The sequence below is a fragment of the Pantoea sp. X-Soil-MYKO-1785 genome (assembly GCF_059730675.1).
Genome location: NZ_AP036000.1, coordinates 1,006,313 through 1,031,440, shown reverse-complemented (window position 1 = coordinate 1,031,440; position 25,128 = coordinate 1,006,313). Strand labels below are relative to the sequence as shown.

23 protein-coding genes and 1 other annotated feature are annotated in these 25,128 nt (G+C 57.4%); of the genes, 10 read left to right on the top strand and 13 right to left on the bottom strand.

Translation table 11 applies throughout. The features are described 5' to 3' along the window. Nucleotides 1–12: 12 nt before the first annotated feature. Together AC6I8D_RS04690 and ybaK are read left to right on the top strand one after the other, a co-directional pair. Entirely contained in the window at nt 13–816 is an 804-nt protein-coding gene (locus AC6I8D_RS04690; protein WP_312053465.1) for a TraB/GumN family protein, read from the top strand. A gap of 175 nt (nt 817–991) precedes the next feature. Next, nucleotides 992–1,471, top strand: coding sequence for a Cys-tRNA(Pro)/Cys-tRNA(Cys) deacylase YbaK (gene ybaK, locus AC6I8D_RS04685; protein ID WP_312053463.1), 480 nt, complete (start codon nt 992–994; stop codon nt 1,469–1,471). On the opposite strand, the gene AC6I8D_RS04680 is transcribed toward ybaK, so the two are convergent. Beyond that, complete coding sequence (locus AC6I8D_RS04680; protein ID WP_312053737.1) at nt 1,468–2,337, bottom strand: LysR family transcriptional regulator; 870 nt, start codon at nt 2,335–2,337, stop codon at nt 1,468–1,470. The two genes, ybaK and AC6I8D_RS04680, sit on opposite strands and share 4 nt — an antisense overlap. 90 nt (nt 2,338–2,427) lie before the next feature. On the opposite strand from AC6I8D_RS04680, the gene AC6I8D_RS04675 reads away from it, so the two are divergent. Next, complete coding sequence (locus AC6I8D_RS04675) at nt 2,428–2,859, top strand: multidrug/biocide efflux PACE transporter (RefSeq protein ID WP_069727958.1); 432 nt, start codon at nt 2,428–2,430, stop codon at nt 2,857–2,859. A gap of 35 nt (nt 2,860–2,894) precedes the next feature. Here the strand turns inward: AC6I8D_RS04675 and ushA are convergent, their stop codons facing one another. After that, entirely contained in the window at nt 2,895–4,661 is a 1,767-nt protein-coding gene (gene ushA, locus AC6I8D_RS04670) for a bifunctional UDP-sugar hydrolase/5'-nucleotidase UshA (RefSeq protein ID WP_312053459.1), read from the bottom strand. A 486-nt stretch (nt 4,662–5,147) separates the two neighbouring features. On the opposite strand from ushA, the gene ybaL reads away from it, so the two are divergent. Continuing rightward, a complete protein-coding gene (gene ybaL, locus AC6I8D_RS04665; protein ID WP_497819708.1) occupies nt 5,148–6,842 on the top strand; it encodes a YbaL family putative K(+) efflux transporter in 1,695 nt (564 codons plus the stop codon). Nucleotides 6,843–7,140: 298 nt separating this feature from the next. Here ybaL and AC6I8D_RS04660 read toward each other — a convergent pair whose 3' ends face one another. The 4 genes from AC6I8D_RS04660 to AC6I8D_RS04645 all read right to left on the bottom strand — a co-directional run bounded on the left by AC6I8D_RS04660 (nt 7,141) and on the right by AC6I8D_RS04645 (nt 11,210). After that, the gene (locus tag AC6I8D_RS04660) at nt 7,141–8,445 is read right to left on the bottom strand and encodes an inosine/guanosine kinase (RefSeq protein WP_312053455.1); all 1,305 of its coding nucleotides are present in this window, start codon (nt 8,443–8,445) and stop codon (nt 7,141–7,143) included. A 57-nt stretch (nt 8,446–8,502) separates the two neighbouring features. Beyond that, on the bottom strand, nt 8,503–9,462 hold the full coding sequence (gene hemH / locus AC6I8D_RS04655; protein WP_312053453.1) for a ferrochelatase: 960 nt from the start codon (nt 9,460–9,462) through the stop codon (nt 8,503–8,505). Nucleotides 9,463–9,575: 113 nt separating this feature from the next. Then, nucleotides 9,576–10,220 carry an adenylate kinase gene (gene adk, locus AC6I8D_RS04650; RefSeq protein WP_031376054.1) on the bottom strand — a complete coding sequence of 215 codons (645 nt, stop codon included), beginning with the start codon at nt 10,218–10,220 and terminating at the stop codon, nt 9,576–9,578. Nucleotides 10,221–10,325: 105 nt separating this feature from the next. Then, nucleotides 10,326–11,210: a DUF6024 family protein gene (locus AC6I8D_RS04645; RefSeq protein WP_497819707.1), complete on the bottom strand. Its 885-nt coding sequence runs from the start codon at nt 11,208–11,210 to the stop codon at nt 10,326–10,328. Between the two features lie 186 nt (nt 11,211–11,396). On the opposite strand from AC6I8D_RS04645, the gene AC6I8D_RS04640 reads away from it, so the two are divergent. After that, nucleotides 11,397–12,266 (top strand): LysR substrate-binding domain-containing protein, encoded by an 870-nt coding sequence (locus AC6I8D_RS04640; RefSeq protein ID WP_312053449.1) that lies wholly within the window; start codon nt 11,397–11,399, stop codon nt 12,264–12,266. A 31-nt stretch (nt 12,267–12,297) separates the two neighbouring features. On the opposite strand, the gene htpG is transcribed toward AC6I8D_RS04640, so the two are convergent. The 6 genes from htpG to AC6I8D_RS04610 form a co-directional block, all read right to left on the bottom strand. Then, nucleotides 12,298–14,172 carry a molecular chaperone HtpG gene (gene htpG / locus AC6I8D_RS04635; RefSeq protein ID WP_312053447.1) on the bottom strand — a complete coding sequence of 625 codons (1,875 nt, stop codon included), beginning with the start codon at nt 14,170–14,172 and terminating at the stop codon, nt 12,298–12,300. A 97-nt stretch (nt 14,173–14,269) separates the two neighbouring features. Beyond that, nucleotides 14,270–14,875: a recombination mediator RecR gene (gene recR / locus AC6I8D_RS04630; protein WP_031377861.1), complete on the bottom strand. Its 606-nt coding sequence runs from the start codon at nt 14,873–14,875 to the stop codon at nt 14,270–14,272. Next, complete coding sequence (locus AC6I8D_RS04625; RefSeq protein WP_031377860.1) at nt 14,875–15,204, bottom strand: YbaB/EbfC family nucleoid-associated protein; 330 nt, start codon at nt 15,202–15,204, stop codon at nt 14,875–14,877. Before AC6I8D_RS04625 ends, recR begins: the two co-directional genes overlap by 1 nt. Nucleotides 15,205–15,259: 55 nt before the next feature. Then, a complete protein-coding gene (dnaX, locus tag AC6I8D_RS04620; RefSeq protein ID WP_497819706.1) occupies nt 15,260–17,356 on the bottom strand; it encodes a DNA polymerase III subunit gamma/tau in 2,097 nt (698 codons plus the stop codon). Further along, nucleotides 15,857–15,918: a sequence feature (DnaX frameshifting element), on the bottom strand. It overlaps the preceding gene by 62 nt. Before the next feature lie 158 nt (nt 17,357–17,514). Then, nucleotides 17,515–18,066, bottom strand: coding sequence for an adenine phosphoribosyltransferase (gene apt / locus AC6I8D_RS04615; protein ID WP_312758254.1), 552 nt, complete (start codon nt 18,064–18,066; stop codon nt 17,515–17,517). Between the two features lie 144 nt (nt 18,067–18,210). Next, nucleotides 18,211–18,600 carry a DUF454 family protein gene (locus AC6I8D_RS04610; RefSeq protein ID WP_312758255.1) on the bottom strand — a complete coding sequence of 130 codons (390 nt, stop codon included), beginning with the start codon at nt 18,598–18,600 and terminating at the stop codon, nt 18,211–18,213. Nucleotides 18,601–18,657: 57 nt separating this feature from the next. Between AC6I8D_RS04610 and priC the strand changes: the two genes are divergently transcribed. Genes priC through rsmS form a run of 3 tightly spaced genes read left to right on the top strand, consistent with a single transcriptional unit; the run spans nt 18,658 to nt 19,655 of the window. Continuing rightward, a complete protein-coding gene (gene priC, locus AC6I8D_RS04605) occupies nt 18,658–19,188 on the top strand; it encodes a primosomal replication protein PriC (RefSeq protein ID WP_497819705.1) in 531 nt (176 codons plus the stop codon). A gap of 57 nt (nt 19,189–19,245) precedes the next feature. Further along, nucleotides 19,246–19,491: a GlsB/YeaQ/YmgE family stress response membrane protein gene (locus AC6I8D_RS04600; RefSeq protein WP_312758258.1), complete on the top strand. Its 246-nt coding sequence runs from the start codon at nt 19,246–19,248 to the stop codon at nt 19,489–19,491. Between the two features lie 8 nt (nt 19,492–19,499). Next, nucleotides 19,500–19,655 carry a pleiotropic regulatory protein RsmS gene (gene rsmS, locus AC6I8D_RS04595; RefSeq protein ID WP_312758259.1) on the top strand — a complete coding sequence of 52 codons (156 nt, stop codon included), beginning with the start codon at nt 19,500–19,502 and terminating at the stop codon, nt 19,653–19,655. Here the strand turns inward: rsmS and acrR are convergent. Then, nucleotides 19,652–20,290, bottom strand: a complete 639-nt coding sequence (acrR, locus tag AC6I8D_RS04590; protein ID WP_497819704.1) for a multidrug efflux transporter transcriptional repressor AcrR — start codon at nt 20,288–20,290, stop codon at nt 19,652–19,654. The two genes, rsmS and acrR, sit on opposite strands and share 4 nt — an antisense overlap. 142 nt (nt 20,291–20,432) lie before the next feature. Between acrR and AC6I8D_RS04585 the strand changes: the two genes are divergently transcribed. Further along, entirely contained in the window at nt 20,433–21,629 is a 1,197-nt protein-coding gene (locus AC6I8D_RS04585; RefSeq protein WP_497819703.1) for an efflux RND transporter periplasmic adaptor subunit, read from the top strand. A gap of 16 nt (nt 21,630–21,645) precedes the next feature. Then, nucleotides 21,646–24,801, top strand: coding sequence for an efflux RND transporter permease subunit (locus tag AC6I8D_RS04580; protein ID WP_312053437.1), 3,156 nt, complete (start codon nt 21,646–21,648; stop codon nt 24,799–24,801). Nucleotides 24,802–25,128 lie beyond the last annotated feature (327 nt).

The following is a 25,128-nucleotide window of genomic DNA, read 5'->3' as shown; positions in this document are numbered from 1 at the left end:
GAAGGACCGGGAATGACAGGCAACGTTTGGCGCTCACTGCGCGGCTTCATCAGCCAACTTTTTCCCGCCAGCTACCGCTGGCCCGCGATGGATGTCCGGCTTGGCGCATGTCATCTGCACCTGGTAGGCAGTATTCACATGGGAACGCGGGATATGCAGCCGCTGCCGTCGCGGCTGCTGCGTCAGCTGCAAAAGGCCGACGCGCTGATTGTCGAAGCGGATATTACCCAGGGCGGTTCGCCGTTTGATGGCAGCGCGGAGCGTCCCCCGCTGGCAACCCGGCTTGAAGATGATGCCCTGCAGACGCTCACCGGGCTGTGTCACGAGCTGAACCTGTCGCTCGGTTCGTTCGACACCCTGCCCGCCTGGCAGATTGCGCTGATGTTGCAGGCGCAGCAGGCGCAACGGCTGGGTTTGCGGCCCGACTACGGCATTGATTATCAGCTGTTGCAGGCGGCAAAGCGCTGGAACAAGCCGGTGATTGAGCTGGAGGGGGCGGAAGCGCAGATTGCGCTGCTGAATACGCTGCCGGATGACGGCATGGCGCTGCTGCAGGATACGCTGACCCACTGGCATACCAATGCGCGGCTGCTGCAAATGATGGTGAGCTGGTGGCTGGATACCCCGCCGCGCCAGCCGCAGATTGCTCTGCCGGCCACGTTTAGTCAGGCGCTCAATGATACGTTGATCGGTCAGCGTAATGCGCAGTGGCGGGATAAACTGCAGGCCTTAGCGGCGGGAGACTACGTGGTGGCGGTCGGTGCGCTGCATCTTTACGGTGAGGATAACTTGCCCGGGATGCTGAAGACGCGCTGAAAAAAAGAGAGCCGATAATGCTACCGGCCCGTCAAAGAGAAATTTGTTTATGATTTTGGTTATCGCTCAGCAATCAGATTGCTGGCGCGCGGCCAATTCTCGCGCAAAGCACAAAATTTCGCCACCTTTATTCGACGATCGGGTGCAATAAGATTTTTCTTAGGAAGGGACCGATATGACACCTGCAGTAAAACTACTGGAAAAACAAAAAGTCAGCTTCACTCTGCACCCCTATGAACACGACAGCAGCGAAACCCATTTTGGTGATGAGGCGGTGCGTAAACTGAATCTGGATGCGCGTCAGGTCTATAAAACGCTGCTGGTGGCGCTGAATGGCGAGGCAAAACAGCTGGCGGTGGCGGTCACGCCGGTATCAACCCAGCTCGATCTGAAAAAAGTCGCCAAAGCGCTGGGGGCTAAAAAAGTGGATATGGCCGATCCACAGCAGGCGCAGCGGGTGACCGGCTACCTGATCGGCGGCATCAGTCCGCTCGGCCAGAAGAAACGGCTGCCGACGGTGATTGATATTTCTGCTGCCGACTTTGCCACCATCTTTATTTCCGGCGGCAAGCGCGGGCTGGACATTGAACTGGCACCGCAGGAACTTGCCCGCCTGCTGGCTGCCCCGCTGGCGGATATCGCCCGCCACGATTAAACCCGCGGCTGGGCGCACAGCTGATCGATCATCCAGCGTCCCGCCGGACCCGGCGGATTGCGGCGCGACCAGATTACCTCAACCGCGATATGCTGCGGCCAGCCCGGCAGCGGCAGCTCCTGCAACACGCCATGGCCAAACTGCCTGACCAGCCAGCGTGGCAGAATGGTCCAGCCAAAGCCCTGCTCCGCCATTTCCAGCAGCAATAAATAGGTCGGTGCTGACCAGATGCGCCCCATTGAGGTCGGTTCGCGCTGCTCGACCCAGGTATTCAGTCGCAGATGGCGCACCGCTTCAAGCTGACTCTCACTGAGGGTTTTAAGCGTCGCCAGCGGATGCTGATGGTGCAGATAAACCGCCATCTGAGCCTCCACCTGCAGGCGTGCCACCGCGATATCCGCCGGCAGCGCGGGTTGCGCCCGCACCACCCCGAGATGGACCCGCCCGGCCTGCAACAGATCCAGCACATCGCCATCTTCCGCAATCATGCACTCCAGTTCAATTTCCGGAAAGCGTGCGTCAAACTGCTTAAGCAGATGTTCGTGATGATCGGTTTGCCAGAAATCAGAGACGGCAAAGCTTAACCGCGGCTCCACGCCCTGCGATAAGCGGATCGCCAGCGCATCCAGTCGCTCACTGGCGGCGAGAATTTGCTGCACCTGCGGCAGCGCGCGTCGTCCCTGCTCGGTTAATACCGGCTGGCGTCCACCCCGATCGAACAGCACAAAACCGAGGTCGTCTTCTAAGTTCGCCACCGCTGCACTAATAGTGGACTGGCTTTTCCCCAGCGCCCGCGCGGCTGCAGAAAACGAGCCGCTGGTCACGGTCTGGACAAAGGCCTCAAGGGATTCCGGGGAGTAACGCATCTTATCCATCGCTTTTTTCGATAGGTGTTCATTTCATTTTAGCATTCCGCAGTGAGAGAATGCCTGGCATAACCCGAGGAGAGTTAAGTCATGCGTACCCGCTCACTAAAAGAACGTATTTTACATGCCGTCTGTTTTGAAACGCTGGCGATTCTGACCGTCTCGCCGCTGGCCGCATGGGCGATGAATAAGCCGCTGTTCCAGATGGGATCGCTGGCGATTATGTTGTCTACCGTCGCGATGCTGTGGAACATGATCTACAACAGCGGATTTGATCGGCTGCACCCGCCTGGCCAGAAGCGCAGTGCTGGCGTGCGCGTGATGCACGCGCTGGGTTTTGAAGGGGGATTTATCCTGATTGGCCTGCCGATTGCGGCCTGGATGCTGGATATTTCGCTGTGGCAGGCGTTTCTGGTGGAAGTCGCCTTCTTCCTGTTCTTCCTGCCCTACACCATGGCGTATAACTGGGTGTGGGACAAACTGCGCGAGCGCTGGATCAGCCGCAAATCCTGTCAGGCATAACGACAATCGGGAGGCGCAAGCGCCTCCCGAAACGTTCAATGCGCCCGTGCTGTTTCATTCCCCCACGGCCAGATCCACGCCAGAATCATTTTAGGATAGTTGCGTTTACGCGCTTTCTCCGCCGCCTCATCACGCTGCCTGATCTGCTCGTCGGTGAGATGCACTATCTGTCCCTGCGGCTGGTAGTCACTGGCCTTGATCGGCGCATGCGCCTTGATCCAGTCGCGCAGCACCTGGGCATCCACCGCGCCGCTGTTCACGAAACCGGCATGATTATCCAGCCGCGGATAGCCGTCGCCCCCGGCAGCATTAAAGCTGTTGGTCGCCATCCGATAGTGCTGCGTCTCTTCGAGCGGCTTACCGTTGATGCGGATGTCGCTGACCTGTTTGCCGTCGGCCGTCAGGCTGATGCCAGCAAACTGGGCGTAGCCACCTGAGTCAGGCTGAATATTGGCCACCACCGCCAGATATTTTTTAATCTCGGCACCGGTCAGGCTCACCGACACGACCTGATTGCCGAACGGCTGAACCTGCAGCAGATCGCGCCAGCTCAGTTTGCCGCTTTTCAGGGAAGTGCGGATACCGCCGCCGCTCATCACCGCAAAGTCAGCCTGGGTATGCGCCATCTGCGCCCGTAAAATCAGCTGGCCGAGATTGGTCTGCTCAAAGCGCACCTGCTCTTTTTCGCCATTGAAATCCCCCTCCGCGCTGCCGACGTTAACGGTCAGTTTTGCCTCAGCCCGTTTCTGAAACGGCATCAGCAGCTTCATCATCGCGCTGTTTTTCGGGATCTCCTGCTGCCAGGTGAGCCAGGTTTCGCTGCCGTCAGCGTTCTTCACCAGGTGCTTCAGGTTGACCGGCAGCAGCTGGTACGCCTCCAGCGTGACCTGACCATTACGGAAGGTGAAATCGCCGCGCCCGACATATTTGCCCCATTTATCCGCCTGCATGATCCAGATGCCGTTCTGTTTATCGGGCTGACACGGCTGGCCAGGCTGATAATTTTTTACGCTGACGTTCTCTTTTTCCATGCAGACCGCATCGTGCGAGTGACCGCCGACGATCAGGTCGAGGGTGCCGGCGGGCAGACTGCGCGCCAGCGTAACATCACCGATTCCGTTGCTGCCGTGCTTGCCGTCGTCGTAGTGGCCGAGGTGCGTCAGGGCGACAATCACGTCCGGTTTCTCGCTGGCGCGTAACTCTGCTACCGCTTTGATGGTTTCGGCGATCGGATCGCGGAATTCGACGTCGGTTAAACCCGCCGGGTTGGCCAGCCGGGCAGTGTCAGGCGTAATCAGTCCCAGCACCGCAATTTTAAGGCCGAGACGATTGAACACCGCCCACGGTTTAAACATCCGCTCGCCGCTGCTCTTCTGATAGACATTGGCTGCCAGCAGTGGGAATCGCGCCCACTTTTCCTGCTTACGCAGCACCGCAATTGGCTTGTCGAACTCATGGTTGCCGAGCGCCATGGCATCGTAGCCAATCAGGTTCATGGCGCGAAAATCGGGTTCGGCATCCAGTTCATCCGATTCCGGTACCCCGGTGTTGACGTCGCCCGCCGAGAGGATTAATGCGCCGCCGCCTTTCGCCTGCACGTCGTAGCGCAGCGTATCCATCAGCGTTTTCTGTGCTGCCAGACCATATTCACCCTGCGGATTGAACCAGAAGTGGCCATGTTCATCATTGGTGTGCAGCAGGCTAAAGCGGTACGTGCGGTCAGACTCTGCAGCCTGAGAAAACAGCGGCATTAGCGCCAGTACTAGCGCAACGCTCGATCCTGCCCATCGTGATAACAACACCGTTAATCTCCTTATTTCTGTCTGGCCCGTTTATCTCTGCGGGTTCGCTCACCGGGCTGCCCCACTGTTTCGCACATTATTATGATGAACTCAAGGCTAAAGCACGCGGCAGGCATCACTGATGGCAGATTACGCTCCGGCTGACAGCGCATTAAATAGCCGATAAAGCGGATTCCATTCTCCTGAGGGCTGACAGCCTGACAAATCCGGGCCAGACGAGGGTTTCGCCGGCGAAGATGGCGATTAGCCATTGATACGCGTCACGCTTAGGTCATTTAACCGAAGTAATCTTTATTTATCCGGCCCTTAATAAAGCATCACAGCAGCCGATATTAACGATAAGCAACCAAAATGGCCTTTCGGTTACGTTTTTCTCTCATTTAACCGATTTTTTCTGCTCTTCCCGCAAATTGCTCAGCGAAAGCGTCCATTTTGCATTAAACTTCTTTGTTACAAGCGGATACATTTGCATACAAGGAGACAGGCATGCATCACACCACACCGTTGATTACCACCATTGTCGGAGCACTGGTTCTGGCATTTCTCCTTGGGATGCTGGCAAACCGCCTGCGCATTTCACCGCTGGTCGGCTACCTGCTGGCTGGCGTGCTGGCCGGTCCCTTTACGCCAGGTTTTGTCGCCGATACTAACCTCGCGCCGGAACTGGCGGAGCTGGGGGTGATTCTGCTGATGTTTGGCGTTGGCCTGCACTTCTCGTTAAAAGACCTGATGTCGGTAAAGTCGATCGCCATTCCCGGTGCGGTTGCACAGATAGCGGTTGCGACGCTGCTGGGAATGGGTCTGTCATGGACGCTGGGATGGTCGTGGATGACCGGCCTGGTGTTTGGCCTCTGTCTCTCCACCGCCAGTACCGTGGTGTTACTGCGGGCGTTAGAAGAGCGTCAGTTAATTGATAGCCAGCGGGGCCAGATCGCCATTGGCTGGCTGATTGTTGAAGACCTGGTGATGGTGCTGACGCTGGTATTGCTGCCAGCGATTGCCGGCATGATGGAACAGGGTAACGCCAGCGCCGGACTGCTGGCGTGGGACCTGCTGTGGACCATCGGTAAAGTGGCCGCCTTTATGGTGCTGATGATGGTGGTCGGACGGCGTGCCGTTCCGTGGATCCTCGCCCGCAGCGCCGCCACCGGCTCACGCGAACTGTTTACGCTGGCGGTGTTAGCGCTGGCGCTGGGGATTGCGTTTGGCGCGGTTGAATTCTTCGATGTCTCATTCGCGCTCGGCGCCTTCTTTGCCGGGATGGTGCTGAACGAATCTGAACTGAGCCACCGCGCTGCCCGCGATACCCTGCCGCTGCGCGATGCTTTCGCCGTGCTGTTCTTCGTCTCGGTCGGCATGCTGTTTGACCCGGCGATTCTGGTGACGCAGCCGCTGGCGGTGCTGGGTGCGCTGGTGATTATCGTGGTGGGTAAATCCGTTGCTGCCTGGCTGCTGGTGACGCTGCTGGGCCACTCCCGCCGCACCGCCTTAACCATTTCGGTCAGCCTGGCGCAGATTGGCGAGTTCGCCTTTATTCTGGCCGGACTTGGCATTTCGCTCGGCCTGCTGAGCAATGAAGGCCGCAATCTGGTGCTGGCGGCGGCTATCCTGTCGATCATGATCAACCCGATCCTGTTTACCCTGCTGGAGCGTTTTCTGGCGAAAACCGAAACCATGGAAGAGCAGACGCTGGAAGAGGCGATCGAGGAAGAGAAGCAGCTCCCGGTGGAGTTCTGCAATCACGCGGTCATCGTCGGCTATGGCCGGGTCGGCAGCCTGATTGGCCAGAAGCTGATTGAGGCTAACGTGCCGCTGGTGGTGGTGGAGAATTCCCGTCCACGCGTCGAAGCGCTACGTGAACAAGGCATTAAAGCGGTGCTGGGCAATGCAGCCCGGACTGAAACCATGGAGCTGGCGCGGCTGGATTGCGCCCGCTGGCTGTTGCTGACTATCCCGAATGGCTATGAAGCGGGTGAAGTCGTGACCGCCGCGCGTGAGAAGCACCAGAATATTGAGATCATCGCCCGGGCGCATTACGACGATGAAGTGGAATATATCATGGAGCGCGGTGCAACCCGGGTGGTGATGGGCGAGCGTGAAATTGCCAGCAGCATGCTGCAGATTTTGCAGGATGAGATGACGCAGGGCGAAGATTTACAGGCCTGCGACGTAGTGCGTTGATTCAGTCAGGCCCGGAGAGCGGTGAGAGCGTGCCAGCACAGGGAACGCGGTCAGATCGGAAAGACGTAAAAGCCAATTCCTGACTCGCCCGGCCCGCGCGATTATGCACCTCATCCCTGAGGTGCGCCCGTAGCCGGGCCAGCGCTTTGCGTTGTCTAAAAACGCGCCCGGCATTTTTATCCGGGCGGCGGGCGGCTTTCCTCTTCTGACCCTGTACCCTGCGCGTTGAGCTAATCTATTGCTGCCAGATTCAGCCTTATTTGAGTTTCAGCTGTCTTCACATCCTGTGGCGGGCAGCTTAACGATCCCAGTAAGACTCTTCCAGACTGTCTTCCCGCTCCGGCAACCCGCGGGTTAAACGCGGCGAATGCTGATTCAGAACCTGATAACTGACGCGGTTGGCATATTTACACACCTGTGCCAGCGATGAATAGGTCAGATAAGGGCGGGCGTGCTTGCTGGAATTGGGCACGTTGAGGCGATGGTAATTGTTGGCGGTAATATCATGCAGCAACGCCGCCAGCGCGCCATCCCCGGCACCGTTGGTGTTCATGATCTTCTCCGGTCCGCCCATGTAAGGCGCAATGTGCGAGAAAATCCGCAGCGGCTGCTGGCAATCCTGCTGGCGCATGACCCGGCTGAACTCATACTGGTTAAACTCGGCGATAGCACCCGGCAGCAGCGGATGGTTGGTTTTACGTTTGAACTCTTCTTCGGTATAGCCAGCCATGTAAAGGCCGGTCGGCCCGGCGGTGCACAACACCAGATCCACCCACTCCAGCGCCATATCCGAGGCCAGCAGCGGATCGGCTTCGCCAGTCAGCGCCAGAGCTTCCTCTTCATTCATTGCCACGATAGTGACGTGTTCGCGCAGGAAGTCGCGCCAGAACTGGGGATTATCGCCAATCACGTGTTTGGTGCCGAGCGTCAGCACCACCGGCACATTATGACGTTTGGCGTATTCGATCGCCCGTAAGGTGGCCTGCGGCATCGGTTCACCCTCAGCGCAGCGCACCAGGTAAGACGTCAGCACCAGCGCTGAAGCACCGGCAATCACCGACTCCGGCACGTTATCGGGCTGCAGCTGATTCATCTGGCCCGGGCTGATGGCAAACGTCCGCTCGCCATTCTCACCAATCAGCGTAAAGCAGCGGCCAATCGCACCATCAACCCCCTGCAGATAGTTGAGATCCATCCGGCTGGAGGTATTGCACAGATAGCGATAGGCATAGCCGCCGATCTGGATATTGTTGCACATCACGCCCAGCAGCACTGAACGATCATCGGCCAGCACCGAGAAGTTATGCAGCGTGTTGCCAATGGTGCCACCGGCAAACTGGTGGGTGATCAGCGCATCGCGCATCAGTTCGTTGTAGAGCGCTTCCGCGACGGCATCGTCGATCACCAGGGAATGACCGGCACTCAGGCCATAACGGGTCAGGAAAGCCTCATCGACTTTCGCTTCGATATCGACCAGCGTCTGATCGATGCCGACTACCCAGCTTCCCGCGTCAACATCGTGTTGAGCAGGCTGTTGTAACAGGGGATCGCGTGCGCTGACCGGGAAGTAGTGTTTGGATTTGCGTTTGCCGGGAAATTTCATCGGGAGTGCCGTCTGGAAAAACAGGCAGAGAATGATATCACACTCTCTGCCTTCGATTTAACGGCGTGCGTTGACCAGCTGCACCATCATGTCGATGTGGGCTTCGTCGGCGTTGAGCGCCGGAATGTACTCAAACTTTTCGCCACCGGCGTGCATGAAGATTTCACAGTTTTCACCGCTGATCTCCTCCAGCGTCTCCAGACAGTCTGAAGAGAAGCCGGGGCTCATGACCTGCACATGCCTGATGCCTTTGGCCGGCAGGCTTTTCATGGTTTCGTCAGTGTAAGGCATCAGCCAGGGTTCACGGCCGAAACGCGACTGGAAGGTCAGCATAAACTGGTCGTCACGCAGACCCAGCGCTTTGGTCAGTGCCGCAGTGGTATCGGCACAGCGCTGAGGATAGTCATCGCCTTCATTAGCGAAACGCTGCGGGATGCCGTGGAACGACATTACCAGCAGATCGGGCTGACCATGCTGCGCGAAAGAGCGCTCTACTGACGCTTTTAGCGCGGCGATATAGGCCGGATGTTCGGCGTAATCGCGGATGAACTGCACCTCAGGCAACGAACGGTAATCTTTGAATACCGCGGTTAAACCATCCCACACCGCCGCCACGGTCGAGCAGGAGAACTGCGGGTAGAGCGGCAGCACGATCAGGCGCGTTACGCCCTGCGCCATCAGCTTATCTACCGCACTTTTCATGCTGGGATTTCCGTAGCTCATGCCAAGCTCAACCGGCATATCGACGCGCGCCGCCAGCGCATCACGCTGACGCTGGCTGTAAACCAGCAGCGGCGAACCGCCTTCCATCCAGACCGAGGCGTAGAGCTTAGAGACGCGCGGCGAGCGAAACGGCAGCACCACGCCATTGAGGATCGGCCACCAGAGCCAGCGCGGCGTATCGACCACGCGAGGATCGCTTAAAAACTGTTTCAGGTAGCGTTTAACAGCAGGTGTGGTTGGGGCGTCTGGCGTACCTAAATTAACCAGTAACACGCCGGGCTTATCTTGCCTCATTGTGATTCCTTGATGACGACGGGGATGCGTGAAAACGAGGAAATTGTAGCGGAATTAGTGGGAGGTAAAAGCAATTACTGCAAAAGGGGCCAGTAATACCGGCCCCAGGGTGCTTAGCCGAGGATCTTCGCCAGCTCGGCACTCACTTCGGTCACTTTACGGGTGCCGTCGATTTTGTGATAGGCGGTGTGACCGGCTTCCGCTTCTTTGCTGTAATAGGCAATTAGCGGTGCGGTCATCTGATGGTATTCCACCAGGCGCTTACGCACGGTCTCTTCCTGATCGTCTTTACGGGTGGTCAGCTCTTCACCGGTAACGTCATCTTTACCTTCCACTTTCGGTGGATTGAAGGTGACATGGTAAACCCGGCCAGATGGGGTATGAACACGACGGCCGACGATACGCTCAACGATCAGTTCGTCCGGTACGGCGAACTCCAGCACGTGATCAACGGTGATCCCGGCTTCTTTCATCGCATCCGCCTGAGGAATGGTGCGTGGGAAACCGTCCAGCAGGAAACCATTTTTGCAGTCTTCCTGAGTGATACGCTCTTTAACCAGCGCAATCACCAGCTCATCGGTTACCAGTTTGCCGGCATCCATAATGGCTTTCGCCTGGTTGCCCAGCTCGCTGCCTGCTTTTACCGCTGCACGCAACATGTCGCCGGTGGAGATTTGCGGAATGCCATATTTCTCCATGATGAATTGGGCCTGAGTCCCCTTACCTGCGCCCGGAGCTCCGAGCAGAATAATACGCATTGCGTAAATCCCCTTGCGAATCGCATTGATCTATCTGAGAAGGCGAAGAACATACCATTATGACCCGCTCATCACAAGGAAGGGCGCGGATCGCACCCGTCTACTCTACTGCCTTTCCGGCCCGATAGCAGCGCCTGTCGAGCGGCCCGCGCCTTTTTCAGATTTACCGCCGCACCCCAATAAGGTCTGCAATCGCTTGCCCAGCTGGTGGGTCATATTGATGCTCTTTTTGCCGCTGCCGCGCACGTTGGCGTTAAGCTGCAGCCGCGCCTGCTGTGGCCATTTCACCACATCATCCGCGTCACACAGGGTGGTGATGATCGCCGGCGGCAGGTTAAAGCTGGCAAAAGGCAAGCCGGGCTGATGGCTGGAGTGCAGTGACAGCGGGCCGGGAAGCGACAGTGCATCCACGGTCGCGGCGTTATACGGCCGCCACTGTGGATCGTCAAAACGGCGCAGCGCCGCGTCGACAGCCGTCAGACTCAGCCCCTGTTCAAACAGGCGCAGTTCGCTGCGCACCAGCGTACTGAAATCACAGGTTCGCAGCGCCACCAGCACCAGATCGCCACAGATCTCGGCGTGACGATCCAGCCGGGTGACAAACAGATGCGCATCATCGATCAGATTATGGTGCAGCACGCTGGCAAAGCTTTCGCTCGCCTCAGTGACGCCCTGATTCTGGCAATCGCGCAGCGGGCGAACCCGCGCGTTGGGCAAATCGACGTGCGGCACCAGCATGATGTTGCCGGCCATCAGCGGGATCGCCGGCAGAACGTTGAGTTCGGTCACCGGATAGTGTGAGGCGTAGCGTGTCTGATTGCGCGCCTGCTCCTGGCGAAGAAACAGCTGTGACAGCAGCACCCGCGCCACATGCAGCGAAGGGGCGAAGAAGAGATCAAACTGCTCCAGCTTGTAAAAACGGGACAGTGCCAGGCGCAAACGGTCGCGCGTTTCTGACGGCGTGGCAGAGGGAGATGGAGCGTATGCCATGAGCGTCTCGTTTTGGTTGTAGTGCGGCATAAGAGAAGGTGACGTGCGGCGGAATATCAGGGGAACACACAGATAGTATGCTGAGTCAACCCGCCAGAATCTGCCCTGTAGAGTAGGTCAATGCGGCTGGACTTTAAAATGATATAAATGAACAATCCTTGTTAGATTTTTAAACAGGGGATGAGGATGACCGGACTGCCACCGCTGAGGGCGCTGCACTATTTTCACCAGGCGGCATTACACAGCAGCTTTAGCGTGGCGGCGGAGCGCCTGCACGTCACGCACAGTGCGATCAGCCATCAGATACGGCAGCTGGAGAGCTGGATGGGCAAACCGCTGTTTGTCCGCAGCAACGGCCGCGTGAAGTTAACCTCACACGGTGAACGTCTGCTGCTGAGCTGTCAGCAGGCGTTCAGTGAACTGCGCAGCAGCTGTGAAACCATCCGCACCGGCCTGCGCCAGTATATCAGCGTCTCCTGCGCCCCGAGCTTTTTGTCACAGTGGCTGATTCCACGCATCGCCAGCTTTTACCAGCGCTATCCCGAGATTGAGATCCGTTTCCAGCCGCTGACGGATCTGGCGCAGCTGCGCAGTGAACATGTCGATGTGCTGATTCTGAGCCACAGCGCGCGCCCCGAGAGCGACATTGACGCCATGCTGATCAGCCAGGATGAGATTGGTCCGCTGTGCGCGCCGCAGTTTGCCCACCAGTTGCAGAGCGGCAACGATTTGCGCGCCCTGCCGCTGCTGCACGCCGATACGCGGCTGCACGCCTGGTCAGAATGGGCGGAAAAAACCGGTATCAGCGGCAACTTTAGCGGCGGTAAGCATTTCGATAGTCTGACTCTGGGTATCCAGGCGGCGCGCAGTGGGCTGGGCGTGTTAATGGCGCCCCATCTGCTGGTGCGGCAGGAGCTGGAGGATGGCACGCTGATCGCGCCGCTGGGGTTTGTTCGCGTCGAACGTGCGACCTGGATGTTGACCCGACACAGCCGCCATCCTGAGCCGGAAATCTGTCTGTTTCGGGACTGGCTGCGTGAGGCCGCGCAGCCATAAAAAAAGCCGGTGATGATCACCGGCTTTTTCGTTATGCCGTCAGCAGCTGATTCATGCGACGGATAAACTGGTTTGGATCGTCGAGCGTGCCGCGTTCTGCCAGCAGCGCCTGATCGAGTAACAGTTCGATCCACTCGCCGAAGCGCGCTTCATCCTGGGTGTCCGCCACGCGTTTCACCAGCGAATGATCCGGGTTGATCTCGAAGATGTACTTCACTTCCGGCACTTCCTGACCGGCCGCAGCAAACAGCTTCGCCATCTGGGTGGTCATTTCGTTGGCATCGGTGGTGACGATCGCTGGCGTGTCGGTCAGACGATGCGTCAGACGCACCTCTTTCACCCGCTCGCCCAGCAGGGTTTTCACCCGCTCAACAAACGGCTCCAGCGCTTTTTCCGCCTCTTTCTGCTCTTCGGTCTCTTCATCGGCCAGTTTGCTCAGCGAATCATCCGCTTTGCTCACCGACTGGAAGGTTTTACCGTCGAACTCAGTCAGGTAGCTCATCATCCACTCATCGATGCGATCGGAGAGCAGCAGCACTTCAATGCCTTTCTTACGGAACAGCTCCAGGTGCGGGCTGCTCTTCGCGGCGGCATAGCTGTCTGCGGTGATGTAGTAAATCTTCTCCTGACCTTCCACCATCCGGCTGACGTAATCCTCCAGCGAAACGGTTTGCGCCGCGCCTTCGCTCTGAGTGGTGGCAAAACGCAGCAGTTTCGCAATCGCTTCCTGGTTAGCGTGATCTTCTGCCGGGCCCTCTTTCAGCACCAGACCGAACTCTTTCCAGAATGTCTGGTATTTTTCACTGTCGTCCTTCGCCAGTTTTTCCAGCATCTGCAGGGTGCGTTTGGTCAGTGCGCCGCGCAGGCTCTGGGTGACCCGGCTATCCTGCAGGATCTCACGGGAGACGTTAAGCGGCAGGTCATTCGAGTCGATCAGACCGCGGACGAAGCGCAGATAGTTCGGCATAAACTGTTCGGCGTCGTCCATAATGAAGACGCGCTGCACGTAAAGTTTCAGGCCGTGCTTGTGATCGCGGTTCCACATGTCGAACGGTGCGCGCGCCGGGATGTAGAGCAGGCTGGTGTATTCCTGCTTGCCTTCCACCCGGTTGTGGCTCCAGGCGACCGGATCGCTGAAGTCATGGGCAATGTGCTTGTAAAACTCGTTGTACTCTTCGTCGCTGATCTCAGACTTGTTGCGGGTCCACAGCGCCTGGGCTTTGTTAATTTTTTCCCAGTGGGTGCTGTCGCTCTCTTCATCTTTGCTTTCGATTTCAACCGGCAGCGCAATGTGATCGGAATATTTGCTGATGATGTTGCGAACGCGCCACGCGTCGAGGAATTCATCTTCGCCTTCGCGCAGATGCAGGGTGATTTCGGTACCGCGGTCGGCTTTCTCAATCTCCGCTAAGGTATATTCACCCTCGCCCGCCGATTCCCAGAATACGCCTTCGTCAGCCGAGGCACCGGCCGCACGGGTCCGCACCGTGACCTTATCCGCCACGATGAAGGCGGAGTAGAAGCCCACCCCGAACTGTCCAATCAGCTGGCTGTCTTTCGCCTGATCGGAGCCCAGCGATTCAAGAAACGCTTTAGTACCCGATTTTGCGATGGTACCGAGGTTCTCAATCACCTCATCACGGCGCATACCGATACCGTTGTCGCTCAGGGTCAGGGTGCGGTTGTCCTTGTCAACAGAGAGACGGACGCGCAGTTCACCGTCGCCTTCATACAGGCTGGCATCCGACAGCGCACGGAAACGCAGTTTGTCTGCCGCATCCGAGGCGTTGGAAATCAGCTCACGCAGGAAAATCTCTTTGTTTGAATAGAGAGAATGGATCATCAGGTGCAGAAGTTGTTTTACTTCCGACTGAAAGCCACGGGTCTCTTGTCCTTTCATGGTCATTGCTACCTCAACAAAACAGGTTGAACAAACGTTGAGGTTGATGTGGGGATGACGGCGGGGTTTTCAAGCCGGTGTCTGTCACAACACCGGCAAGTGGTTAAAATTTAATCTTGTGGCGGCCCGCCAGCGAATGGGAGAGCGTGGTGCCATCGACCATTTCCAGCTCACCGCCAACCGGCACTCCGTGCGCGATGCGGCTGGCGTCTACGCCATACTGACCGCACAGCTCGGCGATATAGTTCGCAGTCGCTTCCCCTTCCACCGTCGGGTTGGTGGCGAGGATGACTTCCTGGATGGTTTCGCTTTCCAGTCGCTGCTCAAGGCGATCCAGACCGATATCGGCCGGGCCAATGCCGTCAAGCGGCGACAGGTGCCCCATCAGCACGAAGTAACGGCCGGCAAACTGGCCCGTTTGCTCAATGGCGTGGATATCCGCCGGGCTCTCTACCACGCAGATCAGACCATTCTGCTGACGCCGTGGATTGGCGCAGATGGTGCAAATCTCCTGCTCGGTAAAGGTACGGCAATCGGCACAGTGGCCGATTTCCGACATCGCCCGGGTCAGTGCCTGCGCCAGGCGCATCCCGCCGCTGCGATCGCGTTGCAGCAGCTGAAAAGCCATGCGCTGCGCCGATTTCGGCCCAACGCCGGGCAGACAGCGCAGCGACTCCATCAATGATTCAAGCAGTGGGCTGGTTTGCATCAGAACGGCATCTTGAAGCCTGGTGGCAGCTGCATACCGGAGGAGACAGACGCCATCTTCTCTTTCTGGGTTTCATCGATGCGGCGTGCAGCATCGTTGAACGCCGCAGCGATCAGATCTTCCAGCATATCTTTGTCATCTTCCAGCAGGCTGGGATCGACTTCGACGCGGCGGCAGTTGTGAGCACCGTTGATGGTGACTTTCACCAGGCCTGCGCCTGATTCACCGGTCACTTCCAGCGCGGCGATCTCTTCCTGAACCTTGGCCATTTTGTCCTGCATCTGCTGGGCCTGTTTCATCAGGTTGCCCAATCCGCCTTTACCAAACATAGTTTTCTCTCTCAGCTGAGGCCACAACGCTATCGTTGAGATAGCGGCAGCGTGTTCAAACAGGTCGGATACTCTCTTCATCCAGATCGGCATCGAAAAACCGCTGTAACGTCTGAATGTGGGTATCGCCAGTGATCGACTGACGCGCCTGCGCCAGTTTCTCTTCGTAAATGGCCTGACGCCACTCAAGTGGGGTCAACACCGATGAATTATCGTCTTCAACCACCGAGAGTTCAACTGCCTGCCCGGCAGCCTCACTCAGGGCGGCGCTTAACACCTGCTGAGCAGATGCCGAATTAAGGTGGCGCTGGCTGGAACGCAGATGCAGACAGACACCGGTTTCGGTGGTCTCTTTCCAGGCGTTCAGTGCCAGCTGCTGCACCAGTTTAGGCAGCGGCAGCGAAGCAATTTCAGCCGCCCACGGATCGCGCTGCTGCGCTTCTTCCGCCAGACGCGCCGCCAGCTCAGGGGTTTTCTCATGCTCCAGCGCAGAACGCAAGGCCTTTGGCGTGGCAACCGGTTCCGCCACCACCACCGGCTGGGTTTGCGCCTTCCAGCGATACGCCTCTTCTTTTACCGGCGCAGCAGGCTCACGCTCGCGGATACGCTGCTGGCTGCGCTCGGTAACCGAGGCCAGCCGCTCCAGCGCGGAGTTGGCCGGCCGCGCACCTGGCGCCGCCGGCTCACTCTTTTTTGGCTTGTTCGCTCCCTGACGCAACAGCTGGGTGCGCGCCTGCAGGAGCTGACTGGTGGAACTGGAAAGGGCATTATCCGCGGCGGCAGCAGGCGGTGGCGTCGCGGCCTGCGGCGCAGCATCGGGCGCGGCCATCTGCGGCTGCGCAGCAATCTGCTGCTGGCTGGACGACGCGGCAACCGGCGACGGCGCGGAAGCGGCTGGCCGGGCTGGCGGCTGAGCCTGCGCGGAAGACGACGGCGCGGTTACTGGCCGGCCAGCCGGCGGAGCCGAGGGTGCCATTCCCTGCGGCGACGACGCGTGTTCCACCGGCGCGACCGGGGCCGACTGTTGCGTTAACGTCGGCCGGGCAATCGGTTCCGCCACTGCGGCTTTAGGGTGGAAGGCCAGCGCCCGCAGCAGCGTCATCTCAACGCCCATCCGGCGATCTGGCGCAATCGGCAGATCTTTACGGCCCATCAGCAAGGTCTGATAGTAGAGCTGCAGATCGGCTGGCGGCACCACGCGTGCCAGTTCACGCAGCCTGAGCGCGTTACTTTCGTCGTCGTCATTCAGCGAGGCTGGCAACAGCTGCACCATGGCAATCTGATGCAGTAAGCGCAGCATTTCAACCAGCAGCGCTTCCCACTCCACACCGCGCGATGCGGCCTGACTCAACAGCGACATCACCTGCTGACCATCGCCCTCTACCAGCGCTTCAAGCAGACCGAGCGGCTGTTCGTCATCCAGCGTGCCGAGCATGGCGCTGACCGTGCTGCTGGTCACCGCGCCCTGCCCCATTGCAATCGCCTGGTCGGTCAGACTCAGCGCATCACGCATGCTGCCGTCAGCCGCGCGCGCCAGTAGCTGCAACGCCCGTGTTTCGCTGTCGATCTGCTCCTGCTGCAGAACATGTTCAAGCTGCTGGCGGATCTGATCGACATCCAGCGCTTTGAGATGAAACTGCAGGCAGCGAGACAGGATGGTCACCGGCAGCTTCTGCGGATCGGTGGTTGCCAGCAGGAATTTAACGTGTGACGGTGGCTCTTCAAGCGTTTTCAACAGCGCATTGAAGCTGTGACGCGACAGCATGTGCACTTCATCAATCAGATAGACTTTGAAGCGGCCGCGCGCCGGCGCGTACTGCACGTTATCGAGCAGATCGCGGGTGTCTTCGACTTTTGTACGCGACGCGGCATCGATCTCAATCAGATCGACAAAACGGCCCTGCTCAATCTCCCGGCAATTATCACATTGGCCACATGGCGTGGCGGTGATACCGGTTTCGCAGTTAAGGCCTTTGGCCAGCAGACGCGCAATGGTGGTTTTCCCTACGCCGCGTGTGCCGGAGAAGAGATAAGCATGGTGGATACGTCCCAGAGACAATCCATTCGCCAGCGCCGTCAGAACGTGTTCCTGACCGACAACATCAGCAAAAGCCTGGGGACGCCATTTTCGCGCAAGTACCTGATAGCTCATGTGGATTCGACGAAGTTGGATGGAAAAGATGAGCGCAGACGCTCTGCAACCCCTGTACAGGATTGCAGTAGTCTACCAGCTACGCTTTTGCCTGGCACTCGTTATCTTGAACGAGCAGGCGTGACGACCCTGCCGCCTGGCAAGGCCGAAAAAAGGGCTTAATGGCCGGGGAAATTGACCAGGCAGTAGCTCTCAACGCCAAGGGCTTTCAGGCGCGTTTCACCGGTCAGATCGAACAGGTTGATAATGAAAGCGGCATCCCGGACCTCACCGCCTGCGCGACGAATCAGCTTAACGGTCGCTTCAATGGTGCCGCCGGTTGCCAGCAGATCGTCAACTACCAGCACCACATCGCCTGGCTGAATCGCATCTTTGTGCAGTTCCAGCCGATCGGTGCCGTACTCCAGCTCGTAAGACTCGCTGTAGGTTTCACGCGGCAGCTTGCCTGGCTTACGCACCGGAACAAAGCCCACGCCCAGACCTAACGCCACCGGCGCGCCGAACAGGAAACCGCGTGCTTCGGTGCCCACCACTTTGGTGATGCCTTTGTCACGGTAGCGCTCCACCAGCAGCGCGATGGAGGCGGCATAGGCTTTAGGATCTTCCAGCAGGCTGGTGACATCACGGAACAGGATGCCCGGCTTGGGATAATCAGGAATGCTTTTGATGCTGTTTTTAATCAATTCAAGCTGCTGCGCAGTGTCGGTCATAATGATACGCCTGGTAAAAAATTCTGTTTCGCGCAGCTTCAATAGCGCCAATACCTGGTAAAAGGCTCAGCGGAAGTCAATTCACAAAGGGAAGCCACGCACGAAGACGCCCAAATCTAAGCAAATGACCGGATAAATGCAACTTTATCGCGGCGGCGGCGGCGCGTCCGCTGTTTCTGCCACCACCGGTATTCGCCACATAAACAGCAGCAGTGCCGCCAGCATCATCAACAGCATAATCCGCACCCACCAGAGTGAGACCAGCGCGATAGAAATCGCAAAGGTCACCACAATCATGCAGATAGCCCGCCCTTTGGCCCCCGGCGGCATGGCGCGATGCTGCTGCCAGTGGCGCAGATAACGGCCAAACGGCGAGCGCCACAGCAGCCAGTGATGAAAGCGCGGCGAGGAGCGGGCAAAGCACCACGCGGCCAATAGCATAAATGGCGTGGTAGGTAATAATGGTAATACAATGCCCAGGGTTCCCAGCACAATCGCCAGCCAGCCGAGGGTTAATAACACAATGCGTTGCATGAATGCCGCCCAACTCTTTCCTGATTCCCTTACGTTAGCACAACTGAGCCTGACGCCATGAGCCCGATCTCCGCCCAGCAGCGTCTGCAGCACCTCCTTATTACGCTGCGTCAGGATATTGCGGCACACCCCGACGGACAGTGCCGGCTGCCCCGCTTCGACAGCCAGCTGTTTCGCAGCAAAGGCACCCGCCTCGCCGATTATCTGGCGGAGGTGGAACAGAACTTCACCCGGCTGTGCGACAGCAACAGCGATCCGGACCGCAGCGCCTGGCTGGCTGAGCGGCTGGTCGATCAAATTGCCGCGCTGCAACGTGAAGCGAGCACGCAACAGCTGCGCACCCGCCGGGAAAAGCCGCTGAGCAACCCACGCGCCGCGAAATATCAGGAGTATCGTGAATATGAGCGACGCCTGCTGGCGATGATCGATCAGCGTGAACAGCGGCTGGCGCTGGCAGAAACCCTGGCGGTGCAGCGCCAGCTGAAACACGATCTGGAGACGTTAGAAGGCCGTCTGGCACGCTGCCGACAGGCGATTCGTTCGGTAGAGTGGGGATTATCGCTGCGAGGCGGCCAGCAAGAGGAATAAAGCGCAACGGTAAAAAAGCGCTTCTATACTCGATAGGGTTCGGTACGGAGGAGAATAATGGGTTTATTCATCTGGCTACTCAGTGGATTGCTGTTAGGGTTGCTTAAGCGCATCGTGATGCCGGGCCGACCCGGCGGTCTGTTCGCGACCCTGACGCTGTCGATGATTGGCGCACTGATTGGCGGCTATATTGCCAGCTATTTTGAACTGGGTAGCCTGGCGACGCTGCATATCGGCGCGTTAGGCATGGCGATTGCCGGTTCTCTGTTAATGCTGCTGGTGGCAGCAAAACTGCGTATATAGGAGGCGAGATGTCGCTGGAGAATGCCCCGGATGACGTTAAACTGGCGGTCGATTTAATTCAGTTGCTGGAAGAGCATCAGCTGCCGGTGGAGACAGTATTATCTGCGCTGGCGATGGTGCAGCGCGATTTCGAAAATAAACGCGATCGCCTGCCGCCAGCTTAGCTGCGGGCGGCCAGGGTCGGGCTGAGACGCAGCATATCGATAAAAGCGTCGACCAGCGCCGGCGCATCGCTGGCTAAATCAAAGCTTTCCGGCGTAAATAACCAGCTTTCCATCATGCCGTTAACGTAACCGCGCATAATCAGCGCGGCCTGACGGGTGTTAAGGCTGCCTGGAAGCTGTTCCGCTTCGATACACTGACGGAGAACATCTTCTATTTTGTCGTAGCATTCGAGCAGTAAACTTTGCTGGATATTCTTTAGCGCCGCCATTTCGCCAACAAATTCGCATTTATGGAAAATGATCTCCATTAAAGCGCGGCGTTGTGGATCGTTTGCTGTTGCGTCAAAGATATAGACCAACATGGCGCGTAAAACAGATAGTGGATCGCCCGGGTATTTTGTCTGATACTCAAGTTCCACGTCATCCAGCCCGGCATCACAACGAAGCCAGATTTCATGCAGAACATCGGCTTTATTTTTGAAATGCCAGTAGATGGCCCCCCGCGTGACGCTGGCCGCCGCAGCAATATCCGCCAGTGAAGTGGCAGAAACGCCCTGTTGCGAGAACAGGACGATGGCGGCATCAAGAATTTGGTGCCGCGTTTCAAGTGCTTGTGCTTTGGTTTTTCGTGCCATAAGGGACTTTTTTTACAGACGGGTAAGTTTACATACATTTATGAATGTATGTACCATAGCATGACCCGCGATTTGACGCAGCAATGGGTTCTTCGGATTGTGATCCATTGATCAATTGATATCGGACACTAGAGGTTTATTTATGAATAAAATCAGAGGATTATCGCCTCTGGCGGCCGTCCTGATGCTATCAGGCAGCTTTTTGTTAACAGGATGTGATAACAATAAATCCGAACAAGCCGCCCAACAACAGGCGCCAGAAGTGGGCGTAGTCACGTTAAAAACCGAGCCACTGAAAATTTCCACCGAATTACCTGGCCGTACCTCTGCATTTCGTGTGGCCGAAGTGCGCCCTCAGGTTTCCGGTATCATTCTGAAGCGTAATTTTATTGAAGGCAGCGATGTCAAAGCGGGTCAGTCGCTTTATCAGATCGATCCAGCTACCTATCAGGCCGCCTATGACAGTGCAAAAGGCGATCTGGTGCAGGCAGAAGCTAATGCCCGCATTGCGCAGCTGACCGTAAAACGTTACAAGCCGCTGCTTGGCACCAAATATATCAGTCAGCAGGACTATGACACCGCCGTCGCTACGGCCGCGCAGAACGCAGCCGCAGTTCAGGTAGCTAAGGCTAATGTCGAAACCGCACGTATCAATCTGGCTTATACCAAAGTCACCTCGCCGATCAGCGGCCGCATCGGCAAATCATCGGTCACCGAAGGTGCGCTGGTGCAGAGCGCGCAAACCACCGCGCTGGCCACCGTGCAGCAACTTGACCCGATGTACGTTGACGTTACCCAGTCGAGCGAAGATTTCATGCGCTTACGTTCCGAACTGGAATCCGGTCAGCTGAAGCAGAACGACGGTAAAGCCAACGTGACGCTGCTGATGCAGAACGGCAGCACTTACTCTCAGCCAGGTACGCTGGAATTCTCTGACGTTACTGTCGATGAAACCACCGGCTCTATCACCCTGCGCGCGATCTTCCCGAATCCGAACCACACGCTGTTACCGGGCATGTTCGTGCGTGCGCGGCTGGATGAAGGCACCAACCCTACTGCGCTGCTGGTTCCGCAACAGGCGGTAACCCGTACCCCAACCGGTCAGGCAACCGTGATGGTGGTAGGTGCAGACAATAAAGTGGAAGCGCGTACCGTTACGGCCGCACAAGCGATTGGCGATAAGTGGTTAGTGACCGACGGCGTGAAAGCGGGTGATCGTGTGATCAGTACCGGTCTGCAACGTGCTAAACCTGGCGCGCAGGTCACCCCACAAGAAGTCTCAGACGATGCTAAAGCTGCACCCGATTCAAAGTCGCCATCTGATAAGTCATCGTCATAACAGGAGCCGTTGATTCATGGCTAAGTTCTTTATCGATCGCCCCATCTTTGCGTGGGTGCTCGCCATCATCATCATGTTGGCTGGTGCGCTATCGATTCTCAAACTTCCGATCGAGCAATATCCTAATGTTGCGCCGCCGGCGATTGAGATTCAGGCCACCTACCCAGGTGCGGATGCGAAAACACTGCAGGATTCGGTGACCCAGGTCATCGAACAAAACATGAACGGTATCGATGGACTGATGTATATGTCCTCGAGCAGTGACTCATCCGGTACGCTGACGCTGACCATTTCGTTTGAGTCAGGTACCGATGCGGATATCGCGCAGGTTCAGGTGCAGAACAAACTGCAACTGGCGATGCCGCTGCTGCCGCAGGAAGTGCAACAGCAGGGGATTCAGGTTAAAAAATCCTCCAGCAGCTTCCTGATGGTCGCCGGCTTCATCAGTGATGATGACAACATGACTCAGAATGATATTTCTGACTTTGTTTCATCTAACATCAAAGACCCGCTGAGCCGTACGCCTGGCGTCGGTGACACTCAGGTGTTTGGTGCGCAGTATGCGATGCGTATCTGGATGGATCCGCACAAGCTGAATAACTACAACCTGACGCCGGTTGACGTCATCAGCGCGCTGAATACTCAGAACGCCCAGGTTGCTGCCGGTCAGTTAGGCGGTACGCCGCCGGTGCCGGGCCAGCAGCTGAACGCCTCTATCATTGCGCAGACCCGTCTGACCTCTACCGATGAGTTCGGCAAAATCCTGCTCAAAGTGAATGAGGATGGCTCGCAGGTGCGTCTGCGTGACGTGGCGAAAATTGAACTCGGCGCTGAAAACTACGAGATCATCGCCCGTTATAACGGCAAACCGGCCTCCGGTATCGGTATTAAACTGGCGACCGGCGCCAATGCGCTGGATACCGCAAATGCGGTGAAAGCGGAGCTGGGAAAACTGCAGTCCTCTTTCCCTGCCGGTCTGAAAGTGGTTTATCCGTACGACACCACGCCATTCGTTAAGATCTCTATCTTCGAAGTGGTGAAAACGCTGTTAGAAGCGATCGTGCTGGTGTTCCTGGTGATGTATCTGTTCCTGCAGAACTTCCGCGCCACGCTGATCCCAACGATTGCCGTGCCGGTGGTGCTGTTAGGGACCTTTGCGGTTATCAGCGCCTTTGGTTATTCGATCAACACCCTGACGATGTTCGGGATGGTGCTGGCCATCGGTCTGTTGGTGGATGACGCCATCGTGGTGGTCGAGAACGTTGAGCGTGTGATGGCGGAAGAGGGACTGCCGCCAAAAGAAGCGACCCGACGTTCGATGGAGCAGATTCAGGGTGCGCTGGTCGGTATCGCCCTGGTGCTGTCGGCGGTATTTATCCCGATGGCCTTCTTTGGCGGATCGACCGGAGTTATCTACCGTCAGTTCTCCATTACTATCGTTTCGGCGATGGCGCTGTCCGTGCTGGTGGCGTTGATCCTGACGCCAGCCCTCTGTGCCACCTTGCTGAAGCCGGTGAAAAAAGGCGATCACGGTAAAACCACCGGTTTCTTCGGCTGGTTCAACCGTCTGTTCGACAAGAGCACCAACCATTACGTCGACAGCGTTGGCCACATCATTCGCAGCACTGGCCGTTATCTGGTGATCTATCTGGTCATCGTGGTCGGCATGGCGTTTCTGTTCCTGCGTTTACCTTCTTCATTCTTACCTGAAGAGGACCAGGGTCTGCTGCTGGCACAGGCGCAGTTGCCTGCTGGCGCAACCCAGGAACGTACCCAGAAAGTGCTGGACCAGGTGACCGACTACTTCCTGACCAAAGAGAAAGACTCGGTTAAGTCGGTATTTACCGTTAACGGCTTTGGCTTTGCCGGTCGTGGACAGAATACCGGTATCGCCTTCGTCAGCCTCAAGCCGTGGGATGAACGTAGCAGCAGCGATCTGAAGGTGCCGGCGATTGCGGGCCGTGCCATGCAGGCGCTGGGCGCGATCAAAGATGCGATGGTGATTCCATTTAACCTGCCAGCGATTATCGAACTGGGTAATGCCACCGGCTTCGACTTTGAACTGATCGATCAGGCTAACCTGGGTCACGAAAAATTAACCCAGGCGCGTAACCAGCTGTTCGGCATGATCGCTCAGCATCCCGATACGCTGGTGGGCGTCCGTCCGAACGGACTGGAAGATACGCCGCAGTACAAGCTGATCGTCGACCAGGAGAAAGCACAGGCGCTGGGGGTATCGTTAAGCGATATCAATACCACGCTGGCGGCCTCGTGGGGTGGCTCATACGTCAACGACTTCATCGACCGCGGTCGTGTGAAGAAGGTGTACGTTATGGGTCAGGCAGACTCGCGTATGCTGCCGGACGACATTGGTAAGTGGTATGTCCGCAACGGCAGCGGAACCATGGTGCCCTTCTCGGCCTTCTCATCGGCGAAATGGCAGTACGGTTCACCGCGTCTTGAGCGTTACAACGGTCTGCCTGCGATGGAGATCCTCGGACAGGCTGCGCCGGGTAAAAGCTCCGGTGCGGCAATGGACCTGATGGAAGAGCTGGCAGCAAAACTGCCTGCCGGTATCGGTTATGACTGGACCGGGATGTCTTATCAGGAACGTCTGTCAGGCAACCAGGCGCCGGCGCTGTATGCAATCTCGCTGATTGTGGTCTTCCTCTGTCTCGCCGCGTTGTATGAGAGCTGGTCGATTCCGTTCTCCGTGATGCTGGTGGTACCGCTCGGGGTAGTCGGTGCGCTGATCTTCACCACGCTGCGTGGTTTAAGTAACGACGTCTACTTCGTGGTGGGGTTACTGACAACCATTGGCCTCTCGGCGAAGAACGCCATTCTGATCGTCGAATTTGCCAAAGATTTGATGGAGAAAGAGGGCAAAGGGCTGGTTGAAGCGACGCTGGAAGCCTGTCGTATGCGTCTGCGTCCTATCCTGATGACGTCACTGGCGTTTATTCTCGGGGTACTGCCGCTGGCGATCAGTACCGGAGCCGGTTCTGGTGCGCAGAACGCCGTTGGTACCGGCGTAATGGGCGGTATGGTTACCGCAACCGCGCTGGCTATCTTCTTCGTTCCGGTGTTCTTCGTGGTGGTGCGTCGCCGCTTCGGTAAGAACAAAGCGGAGATCGAAAAAGGTCATCCGGTTGAACACAACCAGACGCACTAACATCTGACTGACAATATAAAAGGCCGCGCAAGCGGCCTTTTTTTATGGCGGCTGCTGGTTGGCGGGCGCGATGATGCTGCTGTTCTTTACTGACAGGCCGCGCTGGTCATTCTGCTGCCTGCTGTCGTTCCCTCACTGACGGGCCGCGCTGGTCTTTCTGCTGCCTGCTGTCGTTCCCTCACTGACGGGTCGTGCTGGCGGGTTGCGCTGGCCTTTCTGCTGCCTGTTACCTGCTGCTGCTTACTGTCTGACGGGTCGCGCTGACTCTGCCAGGAGTATGACTGCCGGCTCTGCGCTTCCCTGCCCTCACTTTTAGCTCCGCTCTTC

Bases quoted from the DNA above. Each gene is read 5' to 3' on its own strand.
- AC6I8D_RS04690 (WP_312053465.1), top strand. From the start codon at position 13: ATGACAGGCAACGTTTGGCGCTCACTGCGCGGCTTCATCAGCCAACTT.
- ybaK (WP_312053463.1), top strand. From the start codon at position 992: ATGACACCTGCAGTAAAACTACTGGAAAAACAAAAAGTCAGCTTCACT.
- AC6I8D_RS04680 (WP_312053737.1), bottom strand. From the start codon at position 2,337: ATGCGTTACTCCCCGGAATCCCTTGAGGCCTTTGTCCAGACCGTGACC.
- AC6I8D_RS04675 (WP_069727958.1), top strand. From the start codon at position 2,428: ATGCGTACCCGCTCACTAAAAGAACGTATTTTACATGCCGTCTGTTTT.
- ybaL (WP_497819708.1), top strand. From the start codon at position 5,148: ATGCATCACACCACACCGTTGATTACCACCATTGTCGGAGCACTGGTT.
- AC6I8D_RS04660 (WP_312053455.1), bottom strand. From the start codon at position 8,445: ATGAAATTTCCCGGCAAACGCAAATCCAAACACTACTTCCCGGTCAGC.
- hemH (WP_312053453.1), bottom strand. From the start codon at position 9,462: ATGAGGCAAGATAAGCCCGGCGTGTTACTGGTTAATTTAGGTACGCCA.
- adk (WP_031376054.1), bottom strand. From the start codon at position 10,220: ATGCGTATTATTCTGCTCGGAGCTCCGGGCGCAGGTAAGGGGACTCAG.
- AC6I8D_RS04645 (WP_497819707.1), bottom strand. From the start codon at position 11,210: ATGGCATACGCTCCATCTCCCTCTGCCACGCCGTCAGAAACGCGCGAC.
- AC6I8D_RS04640 (WP_312053449.1), top strand. From the start codon at position 11,397: ATGACCGGACTGCCACCGCTGAGGGCGCTGCACTATTTTCACCAGGCG.
- htpG (WP_312053447.1), bottom strand. From the start codon at position 14,172: ATGACCATGAAAGGACAAGAGACCCGTGGCTTTCAGTCGGAAGTAAAA.
- recR (WP_031377861.1), bottom strand. From the start codon at position 14,875: ATGCAAACCAGCCCACTGCTTGAATCATTGATGGAGTCGCTGCGCTGT.
- AC6I8D_RS04625 (WP_031377860.1), bottom strand. From the start codon at position 15,204: ATGTTTGGTAAAGGCGGATTGGGCAACCTGATGAAACAGGCCCAGCAG.
- dnaX (WP_497819706.1), bottom strand. From the start codon at position 17,356: ATGAGCTATCAGGTACTTGCGCGAAAATGGCGTCCCCAGGCTTTTGCT.
- apt (WP_312758254.1), bottom strand. From the start codon at position 18,066: ATGACCGACACTGCGCAGCAGCTTGAATTGATTAAAAACAGCATCAAA.
- AC6I8D_RS04610 (WP_312758255.1), bottom strand. From the start codon at position 18,600: ATGCAACGCATTGTGTTATTAACCCTCGGCTGGCTGGCGATTGTGCTG.
- priC (WP_497819705.1), top strand. From the start codon at position 18,658: ATGAGCCCGATCTCCGCCCAGCAGCGTCTGCAGCACCTCCTTATTACG.
- AC6I8D_RS04600 (WP_312758258.1), top strand. From the start codon at position 19,246: ATGGGTTTATTCATCTGGCTACTCAGTGGATTGCTGTTAGGGTTGCTT.
- rsmS (WP_312758259.1), top strand. From the start codon at position 19,500: ATGTCGCTGGAGAATGCCCCGGATGACGTTAAACTGGCGGTCGATTTA.
- acrR (WP_497819704.1), bottom strand. From the start codon at position 20,290: ATGGCACGAAAAACCAAAGCACAAGCACTTGAAACGCGGCACCAAATT.
- AC6I8D_RS04585 (WP_497819703.1), top strand. From the start codon at position 20,433: ATGAATAAAATCAGAGGATTATCGCCTCTGGCGGCCGTCCTGATGCTA.
- AC6I8D_RS04580 (WP_312053437.1), top strand. From the start codon at position 21,646: ATGGCTAAGTTCTTTATCGATCGCCCCATCTTTGCGTGGGTGCTCGCC.